9 protein-coding genes are annotated in these 13,689 nt (G+C 37.5%); 5 read left to right on the plus strand and 4 right to left on the minus strand.

From position 1 onward, the window contains the following. Positions 1–423 precede the first annotated feature (423 nt). Complete coding sequence (locus RBH95_RS09695; RefSeq protein WP_307899387.1) at positions 424–1,479, plus strand: TlpA disulfide reductase family protein; 1,056 nt, start codon at positions 424–426, stop codon at positions 1,477–1,479. Positions 1,480–1,533: 54 nt separating this feature from the next. On the opposite strand, the gene RBH95_RS09700 is transcribed toward RBH95_RS09695, so the two are convergent. Then, the gene (locus tag RBH95_RS09700) at positions 1,534–3,087 is read right to left on the minus strand and encodes an NAD(P)H-hydrate dehydratase (protein ID WP_307899388.1); all 1,554 of its coding nucleotides are present in this window, start codon (positions 3,085–3,087) and stop codon (positions 1,534–1,536) included. Positions 3,088–3,457: 370 nt separating this feature from the next. Between RBH95_RS09700 and thrA the strand changes: the two genes are divergently transcribed. Genes thrA through thrC form a run of 4 tightly spaced genes read left to right on the plus strand, consistent with a single transcriptional unit; the run spans position 3,458 to position 8,783 of the window. Further along, positions 3,458–5,902 carry a bifunctional aspartate kinase/homoserine dehydrogenase I gene (gene thrA, locus RBH95_RS09705; protein ID WP_307899389.1) on the plus strand — a complete coding sequence of 815 codons (2,445 nt, stop codon included), beginning with the start codon at positions 3,458–3,460 and terminating at the stop codon, positions 5,900–5,902. Further along, positions 5,895–6,557 carry a class I SAM-dependent methyltransferase gene (locus RBH95_RS09710; RefSeq protein WP_307899390.1) on the plus strand — a complete coding sequence of 221 codons (663 nt, stop codon included), beginning with the start codon at positions 5,895–5,897 and terminating at the stop codon, positions 6,555–6,557. The genes thrA and RBH95_RS09710 overlap by 8 nt, the downstream gene beginning before the upstream one ends. A gap of 7 nt (positions 6,558–6,564) precedes the next feature. Continuing rightward, the gene (locus RBH95_RS09715; protein WP_307899391.1) at positions 6,565–7,491 is read left to right on the plus strand and encodes a homoserine kinase; all 927 of its coding nucleotides are present in this window, start codon (positions 6,565–6,567) and stop codon (positions 7,489–7,491) included. Further along, positions 7,488–8,783, plus strand: a complete 1,296-nt coding sequence (thrC, locus tag RBH95_RS09720) for a threonine synthase (protein ID WP_307899392.1) — start codon at positions 7,488–7,490, stop codon at positions 8,781–8,783. The genes RBH95_RS09715 and thrC overlap by 4 nt, the downstream gene beginning before the upstream one ends. Position 8,784: 1 nt before the next feature. Here thrC and RBH95_RS09725 read toward each other — a convergent pair whose 3' ends face one another. From RBH95_RS09725 to RBH95_RS09735, 3 genes are all read right to left on the minus strand, one after another. Then, complete coding sequence (locus RBH95_RS09725) at positions 8,785–10,557, minus strand: cytochrome-c peroxidase (protein ID WP_307899393.1); 1,773 nt, start codon at positions 10,555–10,557, stop codon at positions 8,785–8,787. Between the two features lie 16 nt (positions 10,558–10,573). Then, positions 10,574–12,022: an alkaline phosphatase PhoX gene (locus RBH95_RS09730; protein WP_307899395.1), complete on the minus strand. Its 1,449-nt coding sequence runs from the start codon at positions 12,020–12,022 to the stop codon at positions 10,574–10,576. Between the two features lie 171 nt (positions 12,023–12,193). Then, the gene (locus RBH95_RS09735; RefSeq protein ID WP_307899397.1) at positions 12,194–13,660 is read right to left on the minus strand and encodes a carbohydrate porin; all 1,467 of its coding nucleotides are present in this window, start codon (positions 13,658–13,660) and stop codon (positions 12,194–12,196) included. Positions 13,661–13,689: the final 29 nt, after the last annotated feature.

Here is a 13,689-nt window from a genome sequence, read left to right on the forward strand (position 1 = left end):
TTACTTCAACAATTATAAAATATAAAAAAGAGTAATCGCAACTATAAATTTGCTCATTACCTATTTCAAAAATAGATGTTTAGGTAATTAGTAACAAATAATTTTAAGTTTTTTTTTGGATTTAAACCGTTAACCAAACATTTGTGCATTTAGTCGGATAGGAAAGAATTTTCTGTGTAAAAAACATCGACAAACTACATTGCAGTTTTTTAAAACAAATTTTTACTTACTAATTTACAGTAGTTTACACAAAAAAAATACGCTTATTCTCAAAAGACCATCAATACCATCACACAAGAAACACATTGTAGACATAAAATCCCTCTTAGACCACAACTAATGCTCTTATTTGTTAATAATTGATTAAATGGCATACAGGATAACATATTTCTATTATTTTTGGATGAACACAAAAAATTTATCATGAAAAAAACATTGGCCTTATTACTTGTTGCTTCTGCGTTTGCTTGTAAACAAGAAGAACCGCCTAAAGATTACGTTACTTTTTCTGGGCAAATAACAAATCCCAACAGTGACTCCCTTATTGTAAGAAGTCGTTCTTATTCAAAGACAATTCCAGTATCTACAGACGGAACGTTCAAGGATACCTTAAAATTAGAGCCTGGAGTTTACAGCCTATTTGATGGAGCAGAAAGCACCACGTTATATCTAAAAAACGGCTATGATATTAAGCTTACAATGGACACTAACCAGTTTGACGAAACAATTTCTTATACAGGGGTTGGATCTGAAAACAGTAACTTCTTGGCTAAAAAATCCCTGAAGGAAGAAGAGCTTCTTGACCTTGATAAATTAGGCCAAATAGATAATTTGGAAGCCTTGGACCAATCCATAGCGTCCATTAAAAATGAATTGACAACATTTTACAATTCCGATAATACAATTGATTCCACAATTGTAGCAGATGCTGTTAAAAATGTGGATCCAATGCTTCAGTCATACCAACGATACTTAGCAAGCTCGATTACTTTAAAGCAAGAACTGCCTCAAGGTAGTCCTTCTCCTGTTTTTGAAAACTTTGAAAACCACAAAGGAGGTACCACTTCTTTAAGTGATTTAAAAGGTAAGTATGTATATGTAGATGTTTGGGCAACTTGGTGCGGACCTTGTAAGGCAGAAATTCCTCACTTAAAACGTATCGAAGAAGAATACCAAGATAAAAACATTCAATTTGTAAGTATTTCTGTGGATGATGGAAGAGGTTTTAAAGGAGACACTCCTGAAGCTGCCGCGGCTGCTGCCAAAGAAGGTTGGAAACAAATGGTTTCCGAAAAAGAATTGGGAGGCATTCAATTGTTGGCTGACAAAGGCTGGAAATCGGATTTTGTTCAAAACTACAAAATTAACGGGATCCCTCGTTTCATCCTTATTGATCCTCAAGGAAATATTGTAACTCCAGACGCTCCAAGACCTTCTAGTTCAGGATTGGTTGAATTATTGAAAGAATTAGACATTTAATTAAATTTTTAAATTAGAAAATAAAGGCCCACTTTTCAGTGGGCCTTTATTTTTTTATTCTGTCTGTTTGTTAGGTTGTTCAGTTCCCTCCTCTTGTGGTTGTTTAAATAGATCTAAATATGCTTCGCCAAGAGCGTCAATCACCATACTTGCGGTGAGGGCTTGATATCCCAGATCCAACACAGCAATATCGGCAGCCTTTCCATGCAGGTATACTCCAAACAAAGAGGCTGTTAATGGATCATATCCTTGGGAGAGCATTCCTGTAATAATTCCCGTCAGCACATCTCCCGTTCCTGCGGTAGCAAGTCCTGGGTTTCCAGTGGAATTCACATATAAAAGATCCTTATAAACAGTAATAGTGTTAGCTCCTTTTATTACTATAATAAGATTGTACTTTTTGGTAAATGCCTTCACTTTTTCTAGTTTGTCAAAATCATCTTTCCAATCTCCAATTAAGCGTTTTAATTCTTTTGGGTGCGGCGTTAAAATAGTTTGTGGTTGCAACAATTCAAGTATCTCCAAATTATGGCTTAACATATTGAGTCCATCAGCATCTATAACCAAACGTCCCTCATATTTCTTTAAAAACGCCTCGAAGGCACCAAGCGCTTTTTTACTTGTCCCCATCCCTACTCCAAAACCAATTGCTGAAGGGGTCAACTCAAATGAAATATCCGAAATCAATTCTTCTTCTTTATCTGTAATGACCATGGCTTCCGGAAAGGAGGATTGCAAAGGAACATAACCGCATTTAGGAACATAAGTTGTAATTAAACCTGCTCCCGCAGTTAGGGCTGCCCTACTGGCTAAAATAACAGCTCCAATCTTACCATAACTTCCTCCAATAATAAGAGCATGACCAAAACTTCCTTTATGGGAAAACTTGTCTCTTGGTTGGTATACCGATAGCATTTCAAATTTTCCAATTAACTCGGCTTCTGTTTTTACTTCTTGTAAATACGACGGATCAATTCCAATATCCAACACCTCCCATTCTACCGTGAACTTTCCGGTATCCGGCAAAAAGAATACCAATTTTGGCGTTTGAAAACTTAAGGTATAGTTAGCCCAAACCACACCATTTTCATCTTCAGGAACATGATTTGTGTATAATCCAGAAGGAATGTCTATAGATAAGGTAAATGCCTTTGATGCTCTAAAATGCTGAAAAAGCTTTTTGACCCATTCATCTGCCGGGCGGTTAAGACCTATTCCAAAAACAGCATCTACGATAATTGCATCTGGAGTTATAAGAGGTAATTCATCATCTGCATTTAAAAGCACAGGCCAATTTTTGGAGGTTTGCTTTATACGGTCGTAATTAATTAGAAAATCCTTGGAACGCTTATCACTATAATTAACAACATAGGTATTCACGTTATAGCCATGATTAATTAAGTGCCTAGCCAGTACCAAACCATCTCCTCCATTATTTCCAATACCACAAAACACATGAATAGGTATTGGCTGTCCCTGTAATCTTGTATGGATCCAATAAAAAATTTTAGTTGCCGCACGCTCCATTAAATCTGTAGAGCTTATCTTTTGACGCTCGGCCGTAAGTCTATCACCTTCATAGACTTGTTCTTTAGAAAGTATTTTCATTGTTTAAATAATATTTGAAACCTAAATGCCTTTATTAGCATTACACAATTTGTTTTTTGACTGTTGAATTTTTCAATTCAATTCATTTTTAAATAAAAACTTAAAGCTTTTATTGTTAATTCAGTAAAAAGAATGAAATAGTTTTTTAATTAAAGTAAAAATAATACATTTGATAGGCATATGAATACGAAGTTAGCATTAAATAGTAACACCTTTAGCTCCCTAATTTTTATTGGGGCAACTGCTACTATTCATTTCATTTTTGGTATTACAACCCGTTTGGGTTGTTAATTATATTCTCTCCGTACACAATGTGCTGTCAAAGCACCAAAAGTCTAAAAATCCATACCACAATCAAAACTGATTAAAAATGAATGTATTAAAATTTGGAGGAACGTCTGTAGGTTCTGTAGAAAATATAAATAAAGTCGTTAACATTCTTGAAGATTATGCCAAAAATGAAGCATTGGCTTGTGTTGTTTCAGCCGTAGGAGGGGTTACAGACAAACTTATTATTGTTGGCAAACTAGCTCAAAATAAAGATGCAAGTTTCCTTTCTGAATTTGAAGTTATTAAAACACTACATTTAGATCTAATATCACAACTAATACCAGATTGCGACTCTAAAGTTGTTACCGAACTAGAAGAAATACTAAATGATTTGAAAAGCCTTTTAGATGGTATTTTTCTTATCAACGAACTCTCTCCAAAAACATCCGACAAATTAGTAGGATTTGGAGAACTCCTATCTTCTTTTATCATTACTGAAACTTTAAAAAGCAAAGGACTGGATGCCGTTAGAAAAAACAGTCGTGATTTAATTATTACCAATAACAACTTCACCAAAGCCGATGTTATTTATGAATTGACCTTACCAAAAATTCAGGAATATTTTAAATCGGCCAACCAGCGCATTACTGTTCTTCCGGGATTCATAGCATCCTCCGAACATGGTGAAGCAACCACTTTGGGACGTGGCGGTTCGGACTTTACGGCAGCGATTGTCGCTACTGCCATTGAAGCTGGCCAATTGGAAATTTGGACAGATGTAAGCGGTATGTATACCGCCAACCCTAAATTGGTAAAGCAAGCCCAACCAATTGAAAAACTTTCCTATCAGGAAGCTATGGAATTGTCGCATTTTGGAGCAAAAGTATTGTACCCACCTACAATTCAGCCCGTATTGATTCAGAACATTCCTATTGTTATAAAAAACACTTTGGAGCCAGAAGCTCCAGGAACCTATATTACCAACGACGAACAATCCAATGGATTGACGGTAAGAGGTATCACCAATATTGACAATATTGCCCTTTTAACTTTGGAAGGCAACAGTATGGTGGGCATCCCAGGATTTTCAAAACGCCTATTTGAAACATTAGCAATCAATAAAATAAATGTCATATTGATTACCCAAGCATCATCAGAACATACCATTTGTTTTGCTGTAGACGAAGCCGATGGGGACCATGCCAAGGAAGTTATCGACTTTAATTTTGGGTATGAAATAGCCCTTCGAAAAATCAATCCAATCCTCATTGAAAAGGATTTGGCCATTGTGGCGCTCGTTGGTGATAACATGAAAAGTCACCAAGGTATCAGTGGAAAAATGTTCAGTACGCTTGGTAAGAACAACATCAACATTAGGGCTATTGCGCAAGGCGCTTCCGAAAGGAACATCTCAACCGTTATTGCCCAACAGGACGTTAAAAAAGCGCTCAACACTTTACACGAAACCTTCTTTGAAGTAAAAACAAAACAACTTAATGTATTTATCTCTGGAGTTGGAAATGTAGGTGAACGATTGGTAGAACAAATCCATCAGCAAAAAAAATATCTAAGGGATACCCTAAAAATCAATTTAAGAGTGGTTGGATTGTCTAATTCAAGAACTATGCTTTTTGATGAAGATGGTATTCCTCTTAAAAATTGGAAAGAGCTTCTGTCAAAAGGAGAAAAAGCCTCGATGGAAGGATTCTTCAATCGTATTAAGTTGCTCAACCTTCGTAACAGCGTGTTTGTGGATGTCACTGCTAATGAAGAGATAGCTAAACTCTACGGCAAATATTTAAAAGAAAGTATAGCTGTAGTAGCCTGTAATAAAATTGCCTGTTCCAGTGATTTTGAAAACTATTCAGAGCTTAAGTATTTATCCAGAAAGTACAATGCACCGTTATTGTTTGAAACTAACGTAGGCGCAGGATTACCGGTTATTGACACTTTAAACAACCTCATCGCTTCTGGTGACAAAATCAAGAGTATTCAAGCGGTACTTTCTGGAAGTTTGAATTTTGTGTTTAACAACTTCAATGACACCACCAAATTTCATGACGTGGTAAAACAGGCACAGGCCGAAGGATACACAGAACCTGATCCGCGTATTGATTTAAGTGGCGTGGATGTTGCCAGAAAAATATTGATTTTAGCTAGGGAAAGCGGTTCAAAAATGGAACTTGAGGACATCACCAATCACTCCTTTTTAACCAAATCTAATTTGGAAAGTAAGTCGGTAGATGATTTTTACAAAACCTTGATTGATGATGAAGCGCATTTCCAAAAATTATACAGCGATGCGAAGGCTAAAAATTGTCAATTGAAATATGTGGCGGAATTCAACGAAGGGAAAGCCTCTGTAGGCCTACGCGAAATTCCCCAAGGACATCCATTTTACAATCTTGAAGGAAAGGATAACATCGTAATGTTTTACACCCACCGTTACATAGAGCAACCAATGATTATCAAAGGTGCCGGTGCAGGTGCCGATGTAACCGCTTCAGGTTTGTTTGCCGATATTATACGGACTGGAAATGACTAAGTCCAGTGTACATAAAGATGTAGCACAAACTGAAGCGACGCTTAAGGTCTTTAATGACTGTGCCTCCATGTACGATCAAAAGTATGTGGATATTTCAGCCTACGAACCTTCGGTCCTTCAGTTTTGTGAACTTCTTGACAACCATAACCAATACACCAAAATTTTGGAATTAGGTTGCGGGCCTGGCAATGTCACGCGTTTTATTAAGGAGGGATTTCCAAACTTTAAGATTTCAGGAAGAGACCTCTCGCCTAACATGATTGACATTGCTGCTAAAAATGTGCCTTCGGTCAACTTTGAGGTGATGGATTGCCGAGATCTTGAAAATATTCAGGAATCTTATGATGGTGTTATGTGCGCCTTTTTGTTCCCTTATCTTTCAAAAGGTGATGTGGAGCAACTTATTTCTGAAAGTTCTAGAATTCTGTCCAAAAATGGATATCTGTACATCAGTACAATTGTAGGAGATTATGAGTCCTCTCAATGGACTGGATCTAAGAATTACCCAGAACTGCAATTGTTCATGCATTATTATCGGGAAGAGGATTTAAGAAACATCTTAACCAAACATCATTTTCAAATTGTACATACAGAACAGTTGGTCAATCCAACCAATGGAGACAACGAATTGATTATTATAGCCAAAAAAAATTGAACCAATATTGAAAAACGAAATAAAAATATTTTCACCAGCAACGGTGGCCAATGTAGCCTGTGGCTTTGATGTCATGGGTTTTTGCTTGGACGCGGTTGGAGATGAAATGATTGTAAAAAAATCAGCCCAAAAAGGGATTCGGATTACCAAAATTGAAGGTTACGACTTACCTCTTGAGGCTGAAAAGAATGTTGCAGGGGTTGCCGCTCTGGCCCTTTTGGAAGATGCCAAACCAGAATTTGGTTTCGACATAGAAATCTACAAGAACATCAAACCTGGAAGCGGTATTGGTAGTAGTTCGGCTAGCGCTTCCGGTAGTGTATATGCTATCAATGAACTTCTGGGAAGACCTTATAACAAAACACAACTCTCCTACTTCGCCATGAAAGGTGAAGCTTTGGCAAGTGGTTGTGAACACGCCGATAATATTGCCCCTGGCATTTTTGGTGGATTCACTCTAGTAAAAAGTATAGACCCTTTGGAAATTTTGGAAATTCCCACACCTACTGAATTATACGCTACTATTGTTCACCCACAAATAGAAATTAAAACCTCCGAGGCAAGAGCCATTTTACCAAAGGATATTCCGTTACAAAAGGCCATTACCCAATGGGCCAACCTAGGAAGTTTGGTTCATGGACTTCACACCAACGATTATGAATTGATAAGCAAGTCACTTCACGATGTAGTTATTGAACCCTACAGGAGTACTTTGATACCTTATTTCCAAGAAGTAAAAGCACTTGCTCAAAAACATGGTGCCCTTGGTTCTGGAATCTCAGGATCTGGACCCTCCATTTTTATTTTGTCAAAAGGTGAAGATATTGCCAATAAAGTGGCACATGCCGCAGAAGCCCTCTATTCCAAAACCAACTTGGATTTTAATATACATGTTTCAAAAATTAACACCCAAGGAATAAAAACGTTGCTATGAAATACTATTCCCTCAATCGAAAAGCCCCAGAAACCACCTTCAAGGATGCCGTTATCAAAGGATTGGCACCTGACAAAGGCTTGTATTTTCCTGAATCCATAACTCCATTGCCAAAATCGTTTTTTGAGCAAATGGATGAAATGGATAATGTGGACATTGCTTTTGAAGCCATCAAACAATTTATAGTCCCCGAAATTCCTGAAGACACTTTAAAAGAGATTATCTCAGAAACATTGTCTTTTGATTTTCCAATTGTAAAGATCAATAATCAAATTTCCTCCTTGGAATTGTTCCATGGCCCAACCATGGCTTTTAAGGATGTTGGTGCTCGATTTATGGCGAGATGCCTAGGCTATTTCAATGACAGCAATCCAAATGAAGTCACGGTTTTGGTCGCTACTTCTGGCGATACTGGTGGAGCCGTTGCCAATGGCTTTTTAGGAGTTAACGGTGTGAAGGTCGTTATTTTGTATCCTAGCGGCAAAGTAAGTGATATTCAGGAAAAGCAACTTACCACTTTAAAAAAGAACATCAAAGCTTTAGAAGTAGATGGCACTTTCGACGATTGTCAAGCGATGGTGAAACAAGCTTTTTTGGATGAATCCATAACAAGCCATATGCAGTTAACCTCTGCCAATTCCATTAATGTGGCGAGATGGCTTCCGCAAATGTTCTACTACTTTTTCGCATACAAAGCATTATACAAAACTCATAAGGACCTTGTATTTTCGGTACCTAGCGGAAATTTTGGTAACATTTGTGCTGGTATGATGGCCAAACAATTAGGCCTTCCTATTCAACATTTTGTAGCTGCCAACAATGCCAATAAAGTAGTCACAGATTATCTACGGGAGGGGATTTACGATCCTAAACCTTCCGTGCAAACCATAAGCAATGCCATGGATGTGGGAGACCCTAGTAATTTTATTAGAATTCAGGAAATCTGTCAGAACAATTACAAGAACCTCAAAGAAGATTTATCTGGCTATAGCTTTACCGACAAGGAAACCAAAGAAGCTCTCAAGGAACTTTACAACGATTACAGTTATGTAGCCGATCCACATGGTGCCGTTGGGTATTTGGCCTGTAAATCTTATTTAAAGGAAAACCCAAATGCCCATTGTGTATTTTTGGAAACAGCTCACCCAACCAAATTTTTGGATGTTGTGGAAGAAGTTATCAGGGAAAACATCGAACTTCCTCCACAAATCCTTAAGGTAATGAGTAAGAAAAAAAGAGCGACTTCCATTGCATCGTATGAAGAATTGAAATCATTCTTATTAGAATCATAGTTTAACTATCCTCTAAGGATTCCATAAAGCTGATAATATCTTTCATTTCGCTTTCTGTCAATCCAAGGGCATCGGGAGGCAAGGTTTGATATTCCAAATCCAGACCTAATCCAGCTCCTCCTCCATCATTATAAAACTCCATCAGCTGCTCCAAACTCACAAACACACCGTTATGCATGTAAGGAGCAGTTTTGGAACTATTCCTAACCGTTGGCGTTTTGAAAAAATACTTCTTTTCTATGGTGTTGAAGACATTGTAACGTCCCAAATCGCCATCTACAAGTGTTTCCTTTAAAGTATCCCGTGGCACTCCCAACAATTCAAACTCGGTGTCTTTAAAGTTTGGCGGCACTGTTCCGTTGAACACTGGTGCAAAATGACAGGTGGCACATTTAGCTTTTCCCATAAACAAATTAAAACCATTTACTTCATGCGAAGACAAGGTGTTTTCCAAACCGTTGATATTGTTATCAAATTTTGAATTGAATTTGTTCAGGCTTCTAATATAAACCGCAATGGCATTTCTTATAGAATGATCGGAAACCTCAGAGCCATACAATTTTGAAAACTGTACGGCGTATACGGAATCATTTCCAACCACTTCTTTTAAATCCTGCAGATTGGTATGGAATTCGTTTTTGTTGTTAACTACATCAACAATTTGTCCTTCAAGATTTCCTGTCCTACCATCATAAAAAAAACTTTTTTGCAAGGCTGCATAGGTTAATGTTGGCGTATTTCTCAATTGCTTTGGAAATGTTTTTAGGCCATCTGTAAACGCTTTATTTTTATCGTGACAGGTAGCACAGCTCATAGAATTGTCGCTCGACAATCTGGTGTCATTAAACAAGCGTTGCCCCAAACTGATTTTTGAGGACAGCAAACTATCCACTTCTACATACCCCGAGAAATAATCCATATTAAACGTATTGGCTGAGAATAATGACGTCATGTCATTCCTAAAAGCCAATTCCAAAGGAAACTGAACTTCCCAATCAGTTTTGGTGCGTTGCAACAAATCCAATTGCTTATGGGTGTGGTTTTTAATGAAATTGAACCTGTCAAAACTTTCAAAATCAGAATTCAAATTCACAATAGCCTTATCAAATGCTTCTTGAAACTCATTATACAATCCTTCCGAAGCAAATTCATCTTTATAAACATTCAGCAACTCCTTTAAACTTCCATAGGCAATGATGCTTTCTTTCATGGAAGCTTCCAAAACAGGCGAATCAAAGCCTGTAATCCCTGTTAGGGCAATGCGAGCCACTTCATCCCGAATGAGCCATAAAATATGATATGGTTTTAGTTTAAGTCGTGTGTTCTCCTTGACAAGTTTCAATCTGTTCTTGGTTTGCTGTGTCACCTTTTTAAATTCTATTTTGTCAAAAGGTTCCTCAAACAGCAACTCCTCCATTACCTGAAATCCAAAAGGATTTTTGATTTTGATATCGGTAGCGTCTTCTTCTTCTACACTTAAAATATTTGGAGCATTTAAACTCTTGTAATTACCTTTATCTACAAAAGACAGCACGGGTTCTGCCATTTTAAATTGTTCCCGAGCATTTAAATAACCTTTTAACATCAAATCCCTGTTACTGCTTTCCAAAGTAGAATCCAAAAACTCAATACAGCGTTCTAAAGTATTCACATAACTACGCTCCAAAATAACAATGGGCTCAATAGCTTCTTGAGTTTCCTCTTGCTTACAGGAACATAATACAATGCACAAAAGACACACTAAGCTATAGTGTGTCTTTTTTATATGTTTCAAATAAAAATTTGTCATTTTATCTGTCCAAACCTTCAATTACATACAACATACTTCCTTCACTTGAAGAACTTGAAGCATTAGCAGTTGGATCTGTAAAACCATCATTTTCCCATCCGTGGTTTTGAGTAATCACCATGAAAGTATTCTCTTTTCCTATTGTTTCGGAAATATCAATCATTCCCGTAATTTCCCAGGCAGAAGATGCAGAACCATACCCCAATGTTTCAGCTGTTTGTTGGTCACACTCCAAAACTACTTTTAAAGCCCCTGTATTCAAGTTATATTGATACAATCTAGCAAAGTGAGTCTTATCAGCTGTGTCGTAGTAGCCATTTGGGTCTTCTTGGATATACGCGTAGTTTTCAGTTACTACAATATTATCAGGACTGTGAAATGATTTGGCTTTTCCGCTTAATTTATCACCATCCAAAACACAAGTAATCGTACCTGCTCCTGTTGGATCGTTAGGGTTCATGGTTACTTTATACACACGACCGTAGAAAGTTCCTTTACCTTCTAAATCTGGCTTGCTACGTCCTGTTACACAAAAATAGATTTCTCTATTGTTGTCTGCAGAACCTCTTCTCCAATCGATATCCTCAAGTCTAGAGAAGCCCATTACCCCTTTGTTTTTAGCCTCAGCATCCAACAAATCCAATTGGGTTTCTTCTAATTGAACAAACTCCATAGCATACGATTGTCCTTCAACCATATCCATTTCAAAATTAACGCTAGGATCGGTCACTTTTAGTCCATACAAGGATCCGCCATTTAAGTCTCCTTGGTTTCCAACGTACATACCTAATTGTCCTGAAGGAACAGTATTGTCTGAGTGGTCATCTCCAATAAACACAACTGTCTTCCCGGGATAGGCATCTTTACCAATAGCTACCGCATTTTCTGTTGACCACTGCCCCATGGCTGTAAGCATTTGTGCTGTAGAAGCTCCATTTGCATTTTTAAAGGGATCTGTTAAGAATACCCCATTGGAAGATCCTCCCCATTCTCCACCTGAGAGATATAATGGTCCAAAACCGTGTTCTTCTGGAGTGATCAATGATCCTGAACATTGTGCTGTAGAAGCTGTAGCTTGAGAATTTAAAATATACTCTCCCCCTACAGGTTTTAAAGTTTCATCCAAAGTAATTCTTGCAATAGAGTAATCAGCTTCAATATTGTTGATTAAAGTAAATGTATCGTCTGCATTCTTAATTAAACCTGCACCATCAGCCATAGAGCCATACACAAAACTTGGTGTGTTGACCAATTGATCTTCTGAAGTCAATAAATTATAAATGTTTACATCTGAAAACTCAGGCGTCAATTTTAACAATACCGGAGATTGAGAATGCGATTGTAATACCACTTCATTTTTAGGTTCATTATTGGAATTGTCATCATCGTTACACGACATAAAGGATAAGAGACCTAAGCCAACACAAGCAAATTTGTAATAGTTATTCATTTTAATGTTTTTAAAGTTTTGACAAATGAACAACAGCAACGTAATTATAATCTTAAGCCAGATTTAAGATAAATTCACTTTAGCGTTAACTTTGTTATGATTGGGTTAATAATTGGAATTGAAATAAATAAACTACCGTTTTTATGAAACAGAGATTCGTGCGGCATTAATTTACTTCCATAACCACCACTCCGCTTTCACTCCAAAGTAATACCCCCAACGTTTAGGCCCTGTAAATTCTAAATAAGGAGAATATAGACTTTCCTTAGCAAAATCGTTATAATGAGCGAAAGACGCTACAAACCTAAAATGCGGCCTTGCCCAAAAGTCTCGTGCTCCAGTAGGCACAAATACTGGCGCTATACTGAACTTGGTCATACTTGCATTGGGATTTGTTCCGTCTTTTCTTTGGGCATAATGCAACTCTGCCATTACGTGAAAGTAATCTGTAATGTAAAACTCGTTTCGAGTACCAATGGCAAAATCTAATTTTCTATTGAAGACTTCTCTTCCAAAATAAGTTTCGGCAATATGATTGCTATCCGAACCTCCTTTGCTTTGAGTAAAAATAACATAACCATTGAGGCTATAAGCATCCGAAATATTCAACATTGTGTGATTGACCACAGACCACGAATAGGCGCCTCTAAAATTTAAGTCATCCGCATCTGGAGCTCCAAAAGTATACCAAGTTTTGGATATCCCACCATCACCTCCATTGGCAATCCCTGAGCCATACCTAACCGCTAAATCGTTAAAAGAGCCATCCCGAAGTTTTCTAAACCGCCTATGATACCTTGCTCCAAACACCAAACCATAGTCTGATGGGAAATTCACGGCTTCACCTACATCACCTGGTTCGGTCAAATCATTGTCCTCATCACCACCTCCCATATAATGCACCTCTCCTAGGGCCGTAATCTTATTGTCTTTATTCAATTCAAAGTCATGCTCTGCAATCACTACAGTACGCTGCCTAAGCGCGGCACTAAGCGTTCCTGTTTCAATGTTTAAATAGAAATACGGCGGCAAGGTAGATGTGGTATCAACGGAAGCCACAAATACCGCAGCCATTCTAGACTTTTTATATTCTACCCCAAACCCTTGCCCGGAATGATCATTAAAATAATAATGGTCCGCAATATGTACATCCGGACCTCTGTATAGCCTAGACCCAATCCACACATTAAGGTCTTTACCTTTAATATTCCTAGCTTCCGCATAAATTTCTGGTAAAGCAAAGTTTAGGCCTCCCAAGCTAGTGGTTGAACTGTTTCCTATGGAAGTAAGACTTGTTGCATATGCAGCCAAACGAATTTGCACATGGATAGTAGTACTATCTCCCGCCTTTGGCCTAAATACAAAATTAGGAACCAACTCCAAATAATCCTGTTCTTCCAACCTTCCCCCAACACTTCCCATATTATTCAGGTTTAAACGTCTACCTATAGATTCACCATTCTCAAACGACCAATCCACTCCCACACGCCCATAAGAACCTAAATAAAAGCTTTTATTGGTTGTATATTCATAACTAATTTGGGCATTTAGCCAATAACAGCTTAAAAATGCCCAAACATAAACCCATACCTTAAAAAATATCTCTCTTCTCTTTAATCGTAATTTTGTTTCATACATATTATCGTTGGTTATTCATTTACACATAT

This window comes from Mangrovimonas sp. YM274, from assembly GCF_030908385.1.
In the GTDB taxonomy this organism is placed as follows: domain Bacteria; phylum Bacteroidota; class Bacteroidia; order Flavobacteriales; family Flavobacteriaceae; genus Mangrovimonas_A.